We start from the raw sequence: 15,621 nt of genomic DNA, 5'->3' as shown, positions 1-15,621 counted from the left end.
CCGATGACATAGTCGTCGAGGACCTTGAGGATCTCCTGCGGGGTCGGCACGCCCTCGCGCGACTTCACCATCGAGGTCTTGTTCTCCTCGCGGATGATGTCCATGCAGAGCTCGACGCATTCATCGCAGATGAAGACCGTCGGACCGGCAATCAGCTTGCGCACCTCGTGCTGGCTTTTGCCGCAAAACGAGCAGTAGAGCGTGTTCTTTGAATCACCGCCGTTGTTGCCGACCTTGCTCATTTTCCTGTCCTTTCCCCGCCCGCCCGCCGATGGTCTGGCCAAGGGCGTCTCATCAATCTATCGCGAGAATGCGCTACCGCCAGTGTCCCAGCTCACACAGCGTATTCCGTACGAAACACAAATCAGAAGACGCGGCAACGATTCGCAGCAACCCCACACAAAGCTAAGCCGTCGAAAATCAACATAGCCTTAACGTAGGCAATCCCACCCGTCGAGGGAACAGCCAATTGTGGCCGAAATGCCGCAAGCCACGCCAAAAGCGTGTTTTCCCGCCACCAGGCTGCCAACCGGGGCCTATGCGGCGGCGACTTCGGCGGCCTCGCGCGACGAAATGACCTTGTCGATCAGACCAAAGTCCTTGGCCTCGTCGGCGGTCATGAAATGGTCACGGTCGAGCGTCTTTTCGATCTCGTCATAGCTCTTGCCGGTGTGCTTGACGTAGACCTCGTTGAGGCGGCGCTTCAGCTTGATGATGTCCTGGGCATGACGTTCGATGTCTGAGGCCTGACCCTGGAAGCCGCCGGACGGCTGGTGGACCATGATGCGGGCGTTCGGCGTGGCGAAGCGCATGTCCTTGTGGCCGGCGCAAAGCAGCAGCGAGCCCATCGAGGCGGCCTGGCCGATGCAGAGCGTCGACACCGCCGGCTTGATGAACTGCATGGTGTCGTAGATCGCCATGCCCGAAGTGACGACACCGCCCGGCGAATTGATGTAGAGGTTGATTTCCTTCTTCGGGTTCTCCGCCTCGAGGAACAAAAGCTGTGCACAAACCAGCGTCGCCATGCCGTCCTCGACCGGACCGGTGATGAAGATGATGCGCTCCTTCAGCAGGCGCGAGAAAATGTCGTAGGCCCGCTCGCCGCGATTGGTCTGTTCGACCACCATCGGAACGAGGTTCATGTAGGTTTCGACGGGGTTCTTCATGGACTATCCCTTTTTGAAGATGGGATTCCGGCGCCGGGGAGTATGAGCAATCGGGCAGAATCGGTTCTGGATCGTTAGGATGTAAATAGGATGCCGGCTCACCCTAACGCAAGGCCGCCCCTCCTAGCCATCTGGTTAAGCCGAATCAAGCGCTACCACCACGAAAGGCGGGAGCGAAGCGTCTTTCGACGAACCGGCTCCCGGGGCACTCCGAAACGGTAGCACTTTCTTAACCGCGCCCCTTAACGAAAAGCCGCAAAACCGCTTTCCGGGCACGGAGCTTCCGCTACAACTTCCGCGTTGAACTGGCGTTCTTTTCCATGGGGGAATGTCATGATCCGCAAAAGCCCTGCATCCCTGGCCGTGGCGGGCCTCGCCATCCTTGCCACGATATCGCAAACGGCTGCCGGCGCCCGCGCGCTCGAATGCTACGAGCCGATCCGCAGGCCGGCGGTCTACGATACCGTTTACGAGGACTTGATGGTCAGCCCCGGCGGCCAACTCGTCGACTACGATGCGCCGATCTACGGCACGCGCGAGAGCGTCGAGCAGATCGCGCCAGCCCGCGTCAGCTACGAGGTGGTGCCGGCCGTCAGCCGCACCGTCTACCACACGGTCAAGGTTGACGATGGCGGCTATGCCTGGGAATGGCGCATCATCCACGGCCGCAAGGTACTGTGCAAGGTGTGGCGCAAGGCCCGCTATGCGCGGGTCGCCGAAACCGTGGTCATCGAACCCGAGCGTGTGCGGCGCGTGGTCCTTCCGGCCGAATATGAGAGCGTCGCCCGGGAGGTGCTGGTACGGCCGGAGCGGCGGCGCATCACCGAGATCGCGCCCTCATACCAGAGGGTGGCGCGTCGGGTTCTGGTCAGGGAAGGCTCCACGCACTGGCGGCGCGTGCATATCGAGCGCCATTGCCGGGATTAGGCCACCTCTGCCCGCAGCCACTTCTTGAGGCCGCCGACATCACCGTCGCCAACGGCTTTGGCGACACGCCTGCCGACCGCCGCGCCGAACTTGTAGCCATGACCGGAGCAGGCCGAGACGACCAGGCATTTGCCCCTTTCGTGCGCCAAGAACTTCTCGTCGGCGGTGAAGGTGTAGGCGCAGGTCACGACCTCGGTCACCCTGTATTCAGCGATGCGGGCGATCGGCGGCGAGAACAGGTTGCGGATCACCTCCCCCTCGCCCGGCACCGGCGCCCGGTTCCGATCGGCGTCGCTGGTCGGCACCTTGTGCAGGCCCGAACCGAATTTCATGCCGGCGCCGCGCGTCAGCGGGATCATGTAGCCGTCGGTGACGCCGCCGACATCGAGGATGACGGGCGCCGTTTCCCAGGCCACCCTAAGATCGGCTGGCGGTTCGACATAAGCAAGCGCGGTGCGATAGGTCTTCAATTCACCGCCGAGCTCCGGGAACAGCTTCAGCACCCACGCGCCGGCAGTGACCACGATGCGGTCGGCCTGCATCGTCTCGCCGCCGGCCAGCGTGATCCGACCGGCCTCGGCATCGACCTCGACCACCTTGCTGTGTTCGTAGACATTGGCGCCGTTGGCGCGCAGCCATGCAGAGAGGCCGGAGGCGATCCTGCGGCAATGCAGAGCGCCACCCTCGGTCGAAAAATAGGCATAGCGGAATGAGCCCGGCTCCAGGAAAGGCCAGCGCTCGACCGCGGCGGCCGGGTCGAGCAACTCGAAGGGAAAGTTCCCCTCCTCCAGGCCTTCGCGGTATTCCTCGGCCTCGTCGCCGGGCTCACGCGAGATGCAGAGGAAACCCCTGGCATCGAGATGGCTCTCGCCGAGATCGGCCCACATCTCGTCCCAGGCGTCATACGCCTCCGTGATCAGCCTGCCATAGCCGGTGCCGGCGCGGTAGGCGCGACGGATGATGCGGTGATGGTCCCCCGATGCGGCAAGCGGGTTGGGGATCGGCCCCTGCTCGACGATCGAAACGCTGTGCCCGGCTTTGACAAGCGACCACGCCGTCGAAAGTCCGGCGATGCCGGCGCCGACCACGATCACATTCATCGAAACCATCCTTCCACAGCGGTCCCCGCTGGCTCAATTCATCGGGTTGCCGGGCGCCAAGATACGGTCTGGCACCGGGCTGGCAAGGCGCGCTAATGATCCAGCATGACCGATTTGATGCCGCCACCCGCCTACCTTGCCTTCGATCCCGCCGGCCGTCGCCTGCGGCTCGACCCGCACGAACCGGCCTTCTTCCTGAACCCGTACGACGCCTATGCCTTCCTGCAGGGCGCCGCGGACGCCTTCTTCTGGGAGGACTACGGTTTCTGGTGCTTTGGCGGCTTCGACGACGTCAACCGGCTCTTGCGCGACCGCCGCTTCGGCCGCCAGAACCCGGCCGGCATTCCCGACAGCCGCGGCGTCGGCCAGGACCGTTCGCATCTCGCCGCCTTCGACGGCATCGAGGCCAATTCGATGCTGGAACTGGAGCCGCCGGTCCACACCAGACTGCGGACGCTGGTCAACCGCGCCTTCGTCTCGCGCCAGGTCGAGCGGCTGCGGCCACGCGTCGAGGCGTTGGCCAACGAACTGATCGACAGCTTCGAGCCCGCCGGGGTCGACCTTCTGCCTGCCTTTGCGTCGCCCTTGCCGATCACCATCATCGCCGAAATGCTCGGCGTGCCGGTGGCGATGGCGCCGCAACTGCTCGACTGGTCGCACCAGATCGTCGCCATGTACATGCATGGCCGCACGCGCGAGACCGAGGAGACCGCCAACCGCGCCGCGCGCGACTTTTCCGATTTCCTGCGCGGGTACGTCGCCGAGCGGCGCAAGCAGCCGGGCGACGACCTGCTTTCGCTTCTGATTTCTGCGCAGGAGGACGGCCAGAAACTGTCCGAGGACGAACTGGTGTCATCGACCATTCTGCTGCTCAATGCCGGCCACGAAGCGACCGTGCACCAGACCGGCAATGCGGTGCGCGCGATCCTGGCGCAGGGCGGCGACCCCAGCCGCTTCTTCACCACGCCGGAGGCGACCGCGGCCACGGTCGAGGAATGCCTGCGCTTCGACGCGCCGCTGCATATGTTCCTGCGCTATGCCTATGAGGAGATCGAAGTCCAGCCAGGCATCGTGCTCAAGCCTGGCGACAAGATTGCGCTGCTGCTCGGCATGGCCAACCGCGACCCCTCCGCCTTCGCTGCGCCGCAGGCCTTCAATCCCGGCCGGGCCGACCAGAAGAACGTCTCCTTCGGCGCCGGCATCCATTTCTGCATCGGCGCGCCGCTGGCGCGGCTCGAACTGCAGGTCTCGCTGAAGACCCTGTTCGAGCGGCGGCCAAAGCTCCACCTCGCCGAGGAGCCGCGCTTCCGCGACAGCTATCATTTCCATGGGCTGGAACGGCTCGCGGTGGCCTTCTGACAGGCGACGGACGGATATCGGGACCATGAGATTCGCCTTCTGCCATTCTGCTTCACCGATTCCTCGGGCGCCTTGCACGGCTGCGACGCGGTGCTGGCGGAGAAAGTCTGCCAGACATTGGGGCTGGAAGGCTTTTCGGCCGTCGAAGCGGAGTTCGCGGAACTGCTGCCCGGATTGGCCGGGGATCGGTGGGACATGACCACCGGACTGTTCATCTCCGACGGGCGTAAGAAGCTGGTCGATTTCACCCGGCCGATCTGGATGCTGTCGGACGGACTGCTGGTCGCCAGGGACAATCCGCGCGGTTTCGTAGGCTATCGCTCGGTCGCCATGGATCAGACCGGCATGATCGGTGTCATATCAGGCCAGATCCAGCACCAGACGGCGCTGCGTAACGGCATTCCGGCCGAGCGGATCAGGATCTTCGGCACCCAGGCCGAGGCGGCCGAGGCCGTCGCCGCCGGCGTGGTGCATGCCTATGCCAGCGTCGCCATGGCGCATCGCGGCTACCTGGCCGGACGGCCCGATACACAACTCGCCGTCATCGATGTTCCGGCCGAGGAAAGGCAGCCGGCGGCGGGCGCCTTCGCACTGGCCAAAGACAGCGGCGCGCTGCGCCAGCGCATCGATTCCTGCCTGGGCGAGCTGCTCGGCGGCCCCTGGCACCGGCAGATGATGAGCGAATACGGATTCTCCGGCAGCGAAATCGACCGCCTGCTCTGATCCGGTTGGCAGGCGGTCAGAGCTTGATCACATATTCCTTGCGGGTGGTTTCAAGCACTTCCCAACTGCCCTTGAAGCCCGGCCGCAGCACGAAGCTGTCGCCGGCCCTGACGGTGCGCGCCTCGCCGCCTTCCTCGGAGATCACCGAAACGCCGGACAGGATGTGGCAGAACTCCCACTCGTCATAGACGATGCGCCATTTGCCGGGCGTCGCTTCCCAGATGCCGGCATAAAGGTCGCCGTCCCGCTCCTCGACATTCCAGGTGCGGAACTTCGGATCGCCCGAAATCAGCCGGTCCGGAGCCGGCGCGCCGGCCTCCGGCTCGGCGCTTGCGACATCGACAGAGAGAAAATTCGGCGCCGCCATCAGACCTTGTCCAGCGCCTGTTCGAGGTCGGCGACGATGTCGTTGACGTCCTCGATGCCGACCGAAAGACGGACCGTGTCCGGCCCGGCGCCGGCCTTGATCTTCTGCTCGTCGGAAAGCTGGCGGTGCGTGGTCGAGGCCGGATGGATGACCAGCGACTTGGTGTCGCCGACATTGGCAAGATGCGAGAAAAGCTCCAGCGCCTCGACGAACTTGACGCCCGCCGCGTAGCCGCCTTTGAGACCGAAGGTGAACACCGCGCCCGCGCCCTGCGGCGAATATTTCTTCTGCAGGGCGTTGTTCTTGTCGCCCGGCAGGCTGGGATAGCTCACCCACGCGACCTTGGGATGGTTCGAAAGCCAGCCGGCGACGCTCGCCGCATTGTCGCAGTGGCGCTGCATGCGCAGCGGCAGCGTCTCCAGTCCGGTCAGGATCAGGAAGGCGTTGAAGGGCGAGATCGCCGGGCCGATGTCGCGCAGGCCGAGTACGCGCGCGGCAATCGCAAAGGCGAAATTGCCGAAGGTCTCGTGCAGCACGATGCCGCCATATTCGGGGCGCGGTTCTGACAGCATCGGATATTTGCCCGACTTCGACCAGTCGAAGGTGCCGCCGTCGACGATGGCGCCGCCGATCGAATTGCCGTGGCCGCCGATGAACTTGGTCAGCGAATGGACGACGATGTCGGCGCCGTGCTCGATCGGCCGCACCAGATAGGGCGAGGCCAGCGTGTTGTCGACGATCAGCGGCAGGCCGTGCTTGCGGGCGATGTCGCCGATCTTCTCGATGTCGACGAAGATGCCGCCCGGATTGGCAAGGCTCTCGATGAAGATCGCCTTGGTCCTGTCGTCGATCTGGCTTTCGAAGGTTGAGACATCGTTGGTGTCGGCCCAGCGAACCTCCCAGCCATAATTCTTGAAGGCGTGGCCAAACTGGTTGATCGAGCCGCCGTAAAGCCTTGTCGCGGCGACGAAATTGTCGCCCGGCTGCATCAGATTGTGGAACACCAGTATCTGCGCGGCGTGGCCGGATGCGACCGCCAGCGCCGCGGTGCCGCCCTCGAGCGCCGCGACGCGCTCCTCGAGCACCGCCTGGGTGGGGTTCATGATGCGGGTGTAGATGTTGCCGAAGGCCTTCAAGCCGAACAGCGAAGCGGCATGGTCGGCGTCATCGAAAACATAGGAGGTGGTCTGGTAGATCGGGGTCGCCCGGGCGCCCGTCGCCGGATCGGGCTTGGCGCCGGCATGAATGGCGAGCGTGTTGAAACCGGGCGTACGCGTCATCGAAAACTCCCTCAGGAACCTGCGCAAGAAATCGCCGGGCATTCTTGGCGAAGGCCGGCCATGAATGCAAAGAAGAAAATACCTTTCGGCGAGGGATCCGCGACGAACGCCCGAGAAAATCCTATTCTTCCCGGAATAATTTTGCGCCGCGGCAGCCGGGCTATTTTTGCCTTACGCCGAAGCTCTGGAAGCCCTGCCGCATCAGCGGCTTCTTGGACGACAGCACGCCGGAATTGACGCCGGTCCAGCCGATCTCGCCCGACAGCTTGCCGTATTCGATCTTCGGGCAGCGGTTCATCACCACCTTCATGCCGGCGGCCTCGGCGCGGACAGCCGCCTCGTCATTGCGCACGCCAAGCTGCATCCAGACCACTTTCGGCAAGGGATCGAGCCGCAGAATCTGATCTAGGATGCCCGGCACCGCGACCGAGCCACGAAAGATGTCCACCATGTCGACCGGCTGCGGCACGTCGGCGAGGCTTGCGTAGACGGTACGGCCGAGAATTTCCTTGCCGGCATGGCCAGGATTGATCGGGAACACCGAGAACCCCTTGGCCAGCAGGTATTTCAGCACGAAAAAACTCGGCCGAACGTCGTTGGGCGACGCGCCGACCATGGCGACGGTCTTCACCGAATTGAGGATGCCGGCGATATAGGTGTTGTCGTAGCTGTCGTGGTTCATGCCTCGTCCTCATACAGCGCTTCAGCGAGAAAACCATCCGGATCGCCGCAGAAATCGCGCATCATGCGAAAGTGGTCGGTGTCGCGAAAATCGACCAGGTCGAGCCCGAAGCGGCTGATGCGGAACAGGCGCGCGCCGGGACAGGCCATCAGCAGCGGCGAGTGCGTCGCCATGATCACCTGCGCGGTGCCGGACTGGTCCATCCGCCCGAGCAGCTTGAGCAGTTCGATCTGGCGCGTCGGCGAAAGCGCGCTTTCCGGCTCGTCCAAGATGTAGATGCCTTGCCGACGGCAGCGCTCCTCGAAGAAGCGGATGAAGCCCTCGCCATGCGACCAGGAGAGGAAATCGGGCGGCGCACCACCAGAGTCCAGCGCCGCCTGATCGAGGTAACGAGCGACGGAGTAGAAGGACTCGGCCCGGAAGAACCAGCCGGCCGTGACCTTCGGCAGCCAGTGGCCGCGCAAGGCGTTGGCCAGCGCGGTCCCGCTCTTGTCGATGGCAGCCGAATGATCGACCGGCCTGTAACCCTTGCCCCCGCCGGCCTCGTCATAGCCGGCCAGCGCGCCGATGGCTTCGAGCAGCGTCGATTTGCCGGTGCCGTTCTCGCCGACGATAATGGTGATCGGCGTGGTGAATTCGAACTCGAACGCGCGGCTGGCGAAGATCGGCAGGTTCCAGGGATATTGTTCCCAGTCCTCGACGCGCGCCGGCTCGAGCAGGATGCGCTTGAGGTAGGGCGCCTTCAGCCGCGTCAGTTGCTTGCGAGGCGCCACGGGCAGCGTCAGCCTGGCAACGAGATCGAGCCGTCTTCCGCGATCGGAAAGGCCGGATTGTGGGCGACTTCCCAGACATGGCCGTCGGCATCGGCGAAATAGCCATACCAGCCGCCCCAGAAGGCGCGGCCGGCCGGTTTCACGATCCTGCCGCCAGCTTTCTCGGCCATGGCAAGGACTTCATCGACTTCGGCGTCGGAGCGGGTGTTGTAGGCGAGGTAGACGGCCGACGGCGCCTTTGCAAAGCTGATGCCGGAATCCTCCTCGGCGCTCTGGCGCGGGAACAGGCCGAGGATGGCGCCACCCATCTGGAAGAAGGCGACGCCCTCTGTGATCCCTTGATGGCGGGCCAGGCCCATGCCCTCATAGAAGCGCGTCGCGCGATCGAGATCGTCGGTGGCGATGGTGATGATGGAGATACGCGGTTCCATTCGGATCTTCCTGTTTCCGGGCGCCCTACTCGTCCTTCCATTCCGGCTTGCGCTTGCCTACGAAAGCGCCGATGCCTTCCTCGGCGTCGCGCGCCAACATGTTCTCGACCATCACGCGGCCGGTGTAGGCATAAGCGTCGGCCAGCGCCATCTCGGCCTGGGCGTAGAACGCCTCCTTGCCGGTCTTGATCACCAAAGATGATTTTGAAGCAATGGTTTGCGCGTATTTGCTGACAACCTGATTCAGGTATTCGCGCGGCACGATGCGGTTGATGAGGCCGAATTCCCTGGCTGTGGCCGCGTCGATCGTCTCACCGGTCAACAGCATTTCCATGGCCTGCTTGCGCGAGACATTGCGCGACAGCGCCACCATCGGCGTCGAGCAGAACAGGCCGATGTTGACGCCCGGCGTGCAGAACGTCGCCTCGTGCGAGGCAATCGCAAGATCGCAGCTCGCGACCAATTGCAGCCCGGCGGCGGTGGCGAGGCCGTCGACCTCGGCGATGACGGGCCTGGGGTGGCGCACGATCGCCTGCATCAACTCGGCGCAAGCGGCAAAGGTCTCTTCGAAGAAACCCCGGCCGCGATCGGCATCGCTGCGATGGGCGCTCAGTTCCTTGAGATCGTGGCCGGCGCAGAACACCTTACCGGACGCCGCGAGGATAATGACGCGGACGGATCTGTCGGATTTCGCGCGATCGAACTCGGCCATCAGCGCCGCCATCACCGCCAGCGACAAGGCATTGGCCGGCGGGCTGGCGAGCGTCAGGCGAAGAATGCCTTTGTCCAGGCTGGCGACAACAGGCCCCTCGGCGATTGCCGGCTTGATGGCAACGACTTCAGCCATGTTCCAAACCTCTCCGCCCAATCCTTCTCGCCCTGCTGTGGCGAACTTCACAGACCATGGAACAAAAGAACTAGCACGCTGCCGATTGAAGAAAAGCCGCTAGCCGTGTTTTCTCGGCCGCAACATTTGGTCCAGGCGCCCTCGCCTTGGGTGCCCTGCCCGTCCCGCACATAGGAAATCGCCGATGCCCGCTCAAAGCAATCTGAAGCCGGTGTTGACCGCGGCTGACGTCAATCGGTTGATGGAAAGCGTCTATCCGCAGCTCAACGACCAGTTTTCCTTCTATCAGGCGCTGGAGGTGTTTCCCGGCGGCTGCACCGTGCGGCTCAATGCCGATGCGCGGCATCTGCGGCCCGGCGGCACGGTTTCCGGCCCTTCGCTGTTCACGCTGGCCGATATTGGGGGCTATGTCTGCGTGCTCTCGCATGCCGGGCCGGATGCGCTGTCAGTCACCACCAACCTCAACATCAACTTCGTGCGCAAGGCCGAGGCCGGTCCGATCGACGGCCATTGCCGCATCCTGAAGCTGGGAAAAAGCCTGATGGTGTTCGACATCGACATCGTCGCCGGGCCGGACGGACACACGGTAGCGCATGCCACAGGCACCTATTCGATCCCACCGAAACGTCCGAATGATGTGGTAAAATAATACCTTTTGCTCAATTCGTTGTTTTTGCTATGTTTTCCACACAAACAGAGATTTCGGTCGCCTTGACGCGCTGATTGCCCTCGCCTATAAGCCCTCGTGAAGCAGCGGCCCGCAACGGCCGCCGTTTTGTTATTGGCCACGGGCGAACACCCCAGCCAATCCAAGCAACAAGAAACGCCTTTCCCTGTCGTTCGCGGGTAGGGAGGGTCCAACCGAGAGCAAGAACCATGGCTACCTTTTCGCAGAAGCCTGCGGATGTGGTGAAGAAGTGGGTGCTGATCGACGCCGAAGGTCTCGTCGTCGGCCGCCTCGCCACTGTCATCGCCAACCATCTGCGCGGCAAGCACAAGCCCACCTTCACCCCGCATGTCGACGACGGCGACAACGTCATCGTCATCAATGCCGACAAGGTGGTGTTCACCGGCAAGAAGTACACCGACAAGGTCTACTACTGGCACACCGGCCATCCCGGCGGCATCAAGGAGCGCACCGCGCGCCAGCTGCTCGAGGGCCGTTTCCCCGAGCGCGTCGTCGAGAAGGCCGTCGAGCGCATGATCCCGCGCGGCCCGCTTGGCCGTCGCCAGATGAAGAATCTCCGCGTCTATGCAGGCGCTGAACATCCGCATGTCGCCCAGCAGCCCGTCACGCTCGACGTGGCCAAGCTGAACTCCAAGAACAAGAGGGCTTCGTAATGGCTGAGCTTTCCTCGCTCGCAGAACTCGGGACCGCCGCTGCCGTCGCGCAGCCGGCCGCTCCCGTCCACGTCCAGAAGCTCGACAAGTCGGGCCGCGCCTATGCCACCGGCAAGCGCAAGAACGCCATCGCGCGTGTCTGGGTGAAGCCGGGCTCCGGCAAGATCGTCGTCAACGACAAGGAATTCGCGAGCTACTTCGCGCGTCCGGTGCTGCAGATGATCCTCAACCAGCCGATCATCGCCGCCAACCGGGCTGGCCAGTACGACATCGTCGCCACCGTCATCGGCGGCGGCCTGTCCGGCCAGGCCGGTGCCGTTCGTCACGGCATCTCCAAGGCGCTGACCTACTACGAGCCGGCGCTGCGCGCCGTGCTCAAGAAGGGCGGCTTCCTGACTCGCGACAGCCGCGTCGTCGAGCGCAAGAAGTACGGCAAGGCGAAGGCCCGCCGCTCCTTCCAGTTCTCGAAGCGCTAAGCGCTCCGGTTTCAAGCTTTCGAAAGGCCGCCTTCGGGCGGCCTTTTGTTTTTGGGATGCTCAGGGGCCGCGGCCGGCCGGTGTCTTGATGTAGTCGATGAAGGCCCGCAGCGGCGCCGGTACCAGGCGGCGCCCGGGATAATAGAGAAACGGCCCCGGAAAGCTCTGCCACCACGGCTCCAACACAGGCTCCAGCGCGCCGCTCTCGAAATGCGGGCGCACCCAGTCCTCGAACAGCCAGAGAATGCCGACACCAGCGATCGCCGCATCGACAGCGAGATCGACGCCTCCACCGATGCTAACGACCAATGGCCCCGTGGGATCGACGCGCACTACCTCGCCGTCGCGCTCGAACTCCCAGGGCGTCATGACCCCGCTCGGGAAGCGGCCGCGCACACAGGCATGGCCAAGCAGGTCGCGCGGGTGCTGCGGCCGGCCGTGCCGGTCAAGGTAGGACGGCGCAGCGGAGGTCGTGAAGCGCTGCGCGCGCGGCCCAATCGGCACCGCGATCATGTCCTGCTCCAGCCGCTCGTCATAGCGGATTCCCGCGTCGCAGCCGGCCACCAGCAGATCGATAAAGTTCTCTTCGGCGATCACCTCCAGGCGAATGGCGGGGTAGGCCGCGAGAAATCCCGGAACGATTTTGGGCAGCACCAGCCGCGAGGCGCTTATCGGCACGTTGAGACGCAAGGTTCCGGCGGGCCGGTCGCGAAAGCCGTTCACCACATCGAGCGCAGCTTCTACCTCGCCCAATGCCGGGCCGAGCCGCGCCAGCAGGCTGGCACCAGCCTCGGTCAAAGCAACGCTGCGCGTGGTGCGGTTGAAGAGCCTGACACCGAGCTGGGTTTCCAGACGGCGGATGGCTTCGCTGAGCGCGGAGGCGCTGCCCGCCGTCGCCCGGGCTCCTTCGCGAAAACCGCCGGCGCGCGCCACCGCCATAAACGCCTGGAGATCGTTGAGATCCGCCGCCATTGTTCGCTACTCCGTACAACCTGTCCGGATTATAGGCGATTATCGAAACAGCCGACAGCGCCTATCTGCCTCGTCGACAGCAAGGAGACACAGCATGTCCGGCATCGACAAATCCGACACCTTCACACTCGGCGACCGCCCCGTCCGTCGCCTCGGCTACGGCGCCATGCAGCTCGCGGGCAAAGGCGTGTTCGGCCCGCCGAAAGACCATGACGCGGCCATCGCCGTGCTGCGCGAAGCGGTGGCGCAAGGTGTGAACCATATCGACACCAGCGACTTCTACGGCCCTTACGTCACCAACAGGCTGATTCGCGAGGCGCTATCGCCTTACCCCGACGACCTCACCATCGTCACCAAGATCGGCGCCCGTCGTGGCGAAGACGGCTCCTGGCTGCCGGCGTTCACGGCCGATGAGCTCGAGCAGGCCGTGCACGACAACCTTCGCAATCTTGGCCTCGAGGTGATGGATGTCGTCAATCTGCGCATCATGTTCGGGGTGCATGGTCCGGCGGAAGGCTCCATCGAGGCGCAGGTCACCAAGCTTGCCGAACTGCAGCGCAAAGGCCTGGTGCGCCATATCGGCTTGAGCAACGTCACCCGCACCCAAATTGCGGAGGGTCGAAAAATCTGCGACATCGTCTGCGTGCAGAACCAGTACAATCTGGCGCACCGGGACGACGACGCGCTGATCGACGAACTGGCGCGCGCCGGCATTGCCTATGTGCCGTTCTTTCCGCTCGGCGGATTCAACCCGCTGCAATCCTCGACCCTGTCGGGGGTGGCGGATCGGCTCGGCGCTACGCCGATGCAGGTGGCGCTGGCGTGGCTGCTGCAGCGCTCGCCCAATGTGCTTCTGATCCCCGGCACGTCGTCAGTTGCGCATCTGCGGGAAAACCTCGCAGCGGCGGAGCTGGAACTGTCGGCGGACGTCCTGCTGGAACTGGATGGCGTGGCGAAAGCGGCGTGATTGGCTAATCTCCCCCCTCGTGGGGGAGATGGCCGGCAGGCCAGAGGGGGGGCGCGAAGGAACACCATCCTCAAAGGCCTGCGATCAACAAACACCTGAAATGCGGCCGCGATTGGACCCAGCTGCTGGATAGGCTGGCGGGACAGCGCCCCCCTCTGCCCTGCCGGGCATCTCCCCCACAAGGGGGGAGATCAGCTGCGTCGGCGCCGACGCCTAATTGATGCTCGCCGTGTGCGCCGGCTCGGCGGGCCGAGGCTGATCTGCATAAGGCACGCGAAAACCGTTCGCTGCGAGCCATTCGATCGCTGCCTTAGGCTCATCGGTCTGGATGATGCTGGCGCCGCGCTCGGCCCAGAACCCCCAGGTCTCGCGCGGCAGGCTGGCAGCGACAGCCAACTCGTCGCCGCGGCCGCCGGAGAGGTAGCCGCCAGGCTTGTTGACGATGGCGTAGGTGTCGGCCCAGATGTGCCAGCCGCCGCGCACGGCAGAAGCCCGCATGCGATTGCTGAACAGCGGTCCGCCCGTCTCGGTCAACGTCTCGCCGCCAGCCCGCCAATTGATCAGTTCGATCGCGCCAGGCGAAAAGACCCGGCCGACCTTCTCGGCGAAGGCGGCGTCACGCACGGCGTCGTCGGCGATGATCGGCATGAACTGGAAGCCGCCGCCGGTGGCATCGATCGCCGCCTTGACGGTGTCGATCCGCTGCTGGTTCCAGAGGTTCTCCTTGACGATGACCTGATCGGCCATGCCGAGATCGCGGGCAACCGCGATCATCCCGGGCAAGGCCCGAACGTCGAGCTTGTTGTCCAGATTGATCAGGATCCGGTCCCTGGTCGCCAGGAGCATCTCGCGCAGCGTCGAAACCGGCTCACTGGTGACAGCGCCAGTGCCTTCGAGGACCAGCCGGCATTCCTTCAGCTCGGCGACCGTGTAGCCGACCACCTCGCCCTTGCAGTTGGTGGTGCGGTCGAGCCAGCTGTCATGCATGACGACGAACTCGCCGTCCTTCGAGCGGCGGATGTCGACCTCGACGATCTCGGCGCCGAGCGCGATCGAGGCTTCGACAGCGGCAAGCGAGTTTTCCGGATAGAGCGTCTTGCCGGCCTGCATGCCGCCGGCGCGGTGCGCCGCCACCATCACATGGTCGCGCCACTGGTTGGCATGCTCGAAGCGGTCGAGGATCTGCCTGGCGCGCGTTTCGCCGGCCAAGGCATGGCCGATCGAGACCGCAAGCGCCGCGGAAAGCAGAAGGCCTTGCCAGATGGTACGCATCAAGAATCGCTCCGTTCCGGATGGAACCCCGGTTAGGCGATGCGCATGACAAGCCGGTGAACGAAGCCGGCTATGGGCTTGAACGGATTGGCTTCTCAGATCCGCTTGGCGAGCCGCCGGAACCAGGCCAGGGCCGGCATTTCGACGAAGCGCCAGGTGCACCAGGACACGGCGATGGTGGCGACAAGCATCGCAAGGATCGCGGCGAGGCCCACCCCCGGCAGGTCGGCGCCGAAGCCGGTTGCGTGGTCGCCGCGCAGCACGATGTCGCCGAGCAGGTGGAGCCCGAACTTGCGCTCCACCAGCCCGCCGACATTGATCATGCGCGCCTGCACGAAGATGTGGACCATGTAGATGGAATAGGAGAGCGCGCCCAGCATCAGCATCGGCCGGGTGCGCAGGAAGGCGCTGATCCAGCCGCCCTCATGCGCAAAGAGGTAGAGCGCCAGCGCAAACACCAGGGGAGCGGCGATGCCGGCATCGTTGTCGCCGGCCAGCGCGACGAAAACACCGATCACCGCGATCATCACCATCTCGGCCGCCGTCCAGGCGAGCCGCGCCCTGGCGTCACCGGCAAGCGCCTGTCGCGCCTCTGCAATGGAATCGTGCTGAAACCATGCCAGCAGCGCGCCGAGCGAGAAGCCGTAGAGGCAGCGGATGAAGCCGAAGTCGAAGGACACGTCCATATGCGTGCGAGAGAAGGCAAGCAGGAAAAGCGGCGCGGTGACGGCAGCGGCCACAAGCCAGATCCAGCTGCGCCGGCCTGCCGTGAAGACAACGGCGGCAAACAGCAGATAGGCGAAGAATTCGGCCGAGATGCTCCAGCTCGGGGCGTTCCAGCTCAGATGATCGTCGACACCCATGCCTTGCAGCAGGAAGAGATTGGTGGCGAGGCTGTTGAGGTCGAAGCCCCCGGTGAAGGGCTCGGCACCCGTGCC

General features: G+C 64.3%; 19 protein-coding genes. 7 read left to right on the top strand and 12 right to left on the bottom strand.

Going from position 1 to position 15,621, the window contains the following annotated elements:
* Together EN742_RS07305 and EN742_RS07300 are read right to left on the bottom strand one after the other, a co-directional pair.
* The coding region (locus tag EN742_RS07305) for a ClpX C4-type zinc finger protein (protein ID WP_281034946.1) at nt 1-242 on the bottom strand (242 nt) is incomplete at its 3' end.
* Nucleotides 243-536: 294 nt separating this feature from the next.
* Nucleotides 537-1,166, bottom strand: a complete 630-nt coding sequence (locus EN742_RS07300; protein ID WP_126054895.1) for an ATP-dependent Clp protease proteolytic subunit — start codon at nt 1,164-1,166, stop codon at nt 537-539.
* A 333-nt stretch (nt 1,167-1,499) separates the two neighbouring features.
* On the opposite strand from EN742_RS07300, the gene EN742_RS07295 reads away from it, so the two are divergent.
* The gene (locus EN742_RS07295) at nt 1,500-2,093 is read left to right on the top strand and encodes a hypothetical protein (protein ID WP_126054896.1); all 594 of its coding nucleotides are present in this window, start codon (nt 1,500-1,502) and stop codon (nt 2,091-2,093) included.
* Here the strand turns inward: EN742_RS07295 and EN742_RS07290 are convergent.
* On the bottom strand, nt 2,090-3,193 hold the full coding sequence (locus EN742_RS07290) for an FAD-dependent oxidoreductase (protein ID WP_126054897.1): 1,104 nt from the start codon (nt 3,191-3,193) through the stop codon (nt 2,090-2,092). The genes EN742_RS07295 and EN742_RS07290 overlap by 4 nt on opposite strands.
* Before the next feature lie 105 nt (nt 3,194-3,298).
* Between EN742_RS07290 and EN742_RS07285 the strand changes: the two genes are divergently transcribed.
* Both EN742_RS07285 and EN742_RS07280 read left to right on the top strand, forming a co-directional pair.
* Entirely contained in the window at nt 3,299-4,552 is a 1,254-nt protein-coding gene (locus tag EN742_RS07285) for a cytochrome P450 (protein ID WP_126054898.1), read from the top strand.
* 30 nt (nt 4,553-4,582) lie between these two features.
* Nucleotides 4,583-5,275 carry a transporter substrate-binding domain-containing protein gene (locus EN742_RS07280; RefSeq protein WP_127407791.1) on the top strand — a complete coding sequence of 231 codons (693 nt, stop codon included), beginning with the start codon at nt 4,583-4,585 and terminating at the stop codon, nt 5,273-5,275.
* 16 nt (nt 5,276-5,291) lie between these two features.
* Here EN742_RS07280 and EN742_RS07275 read toward each other — a convergent pair whose 3' ends face one another.
* From EN742_RS07275 to EN742_RS07250, 6 genes are all read right to left on the bottom strand, one after another.
* A complete protein-coding gene (locus EN742_RS07275) occupies nt 5,292-5,642 on the bottom strand; it encodes a cupin domain-containing protein (protein ID WP_128332606.1) in 351 nt (116 codons plus the stop codon).
* Nucleotides 5,642-6,922: an O-acetylhomoserine aminocarboxypropyltransferase gene (locus EN742_RS07270; RefSeq protein ID WP_126054901.1), complete on the bottom strand. Its 1,281-nt coding sequence runs from the start codon at nt 6,920-6,922 to the stop codon at nt 5,642-5,644. The genes EN742_RS07275 and EN742_RS07270 overlap by 1 nt, the downstream gene beginning before the upstream one ends.
* 160 nt (nt 6,923-7,082) lie before the next feature.
* Entirely contained in the window at nt 7,083-7,604 is a 522-nt protein-coding gene (locus tag EN742_RS07265) for a CoA-binding protein (RefSeq protein WP_126054902.1), read from the bottom strand.
* Nucleotides 7,601-8,377 carry an AAA family ATPase gene (locus EN742_RS07260; RefSeq protein ID WP_128332605.1) on the bottom strand — a complete coding sequence of 259 codons (777 nt, stop codon included), beginning with the start codon at nt 8,375-8,377 and terminating at the stop codon, nt 7,601-7,603. Before EN742_RS07260 ends, EN742_RS07265 begins: the two co-directional genes overlap by 4 nt.
* Before the next feature lie 8 nt (nt 8,378-8,385).
* Nucleotides 8,386-8,808 carry a VOC family protein gene (locus EN742_RS07255; RefSeq protein ID WP_126054904.1) on the bottom strand — a complete coding sequence of 141 codons (423 nt, stop codon included), beginning with the start codon at nt 8,806-8,808 and terminating at the stop codon, nt 8,386-8,388.
* A 25-nt stretch (nt 8,809-8,833) separates the two neighbouring features.
* On the bottom strand, nt 8,834-9,655 hold the full coding sequence (locus EN742_RS07250) for an enoyl-CoA hydratase (protein WP_126054905.1): 822 nt from the start codon (nt 9,653-9,655) through the stop codon (nt 8,834-8,836).
* Nucleotides 9,656-9,839: 184 nt separating this feature from the next.
* Here EN742_RS07250 and EN742_RS07245 point away from each other — a divergent pair, with 184 nt between their 5' ends.
* From EN742_RS07245 to rpsI, 3 genes are all read left to right on the top strand, one after another.
* The gene (locus EN742_RS07245) at nt 9,840-10,304 is read left to right on the top strand and encodes a PaaI family thioesterase (protein ID WP_127407416.1); all 465 of its coding nucleotides are present in this window, start codon (nt 9,840-9,842) and stop codon (nt 10,302-10,304) included.
* Nucleotides 10,305-10,531: 227 nt separating this feature from the next.
* Entirely contained in the window at nt 10,532-10,996 is a 465-nt protein-coding gene (gene rplM / locus EN742_RS07240) for a 50S ribosomal protein L13 (protein WP_126054907.1), read from the top strand.
* On the top strand, nt 10,996-11,472 hold the full coding sequence (gene rpsI / locus EN742_RS07235; protein WP_126054908.1) for a 30S ribosomal protein S9: 477 nt from the start codon (nt 10,996-10,998) through the stop codon (nt 11,470-11,472). The genes rplM and rpsI overlap by 1 nt, the downstream gene beginning before the upstream one ends.
* Before the next feature lie 60 nt (nt 11,473-11,532).
* Here the strand turns inward: rpsI and EN742_RS07230 are convergent, their stop codons facing one another.
* Nucleotides 11,533-12,444, bottom strand: coding sequence for a LysR family transcriptional regulator (locus tag EN742_RS07230; protein ID WP_127422268.1), 912 nt, complete (start codon nt 12,442-12,444; stop codon nt 11,533-11,535).
* A 94-nt stretch (nt 12,445-12,538) separates the two neighbouring features.
* On the opposite strand from EN742_RS07230, the gene EN742_RS07225 reads away from it, so the two are divergent.
* Nucleotides 12,539-13,411, top strand: a complete 873-nt coding sequence (locus EN742_RS07225; RefSeq protein ID WP_127406941.1) for an aldo/keto reductase family oxidoreductase — start codon at nt 12,539-12,541, stop codon at nt 13,409-13,411.
* Nucleotides 13,412-13,624: 213 nt separating this feature from the next.
* On the opposite strand, the gene EN742_RS07220 is transcribed toward EN742_RS07225, so the two are convergent.
* Together EN742_RS07220 and EN742_RS07215 are read right to left on the bottom strand one after the other, a co-directional pair.
* Nucleotides 13,625-14,683, bottom strand: coding sequence for a glycerophosphodiester phosphodiesterase family protein (locus EN742_RS07220; RefSeq protein ID WP_127406940.1), 1,059 nt, complete (start codon nt 14,681-14,683; stop codon nt 13,625-13,627).
* Between the two features lie 95 nt (nt 14,684-14,778).
* Nucleotides 14,779-15,621: acyltransferase (locus EN742_RS07215; RefSeq protein ID WP_148670046.1), on the bottom strand; the 843-nt coding region annotated here is incomplete at its 5' end.

Origin of the sequence: Mesorhizobium sp. M4A.F.Ca.ET.020.02.1.1 (assembly GCF_004022645.1) — a bacterium.
Lineage (GTDB): Bacteria > Pseudomonadota > Alphaproteobacteria > Rhizobiales > Rhizobiaceae > Mesorhizobium.
This window is presented reverse-complemented; position numbering and strand designations above follow the sequence as displayed.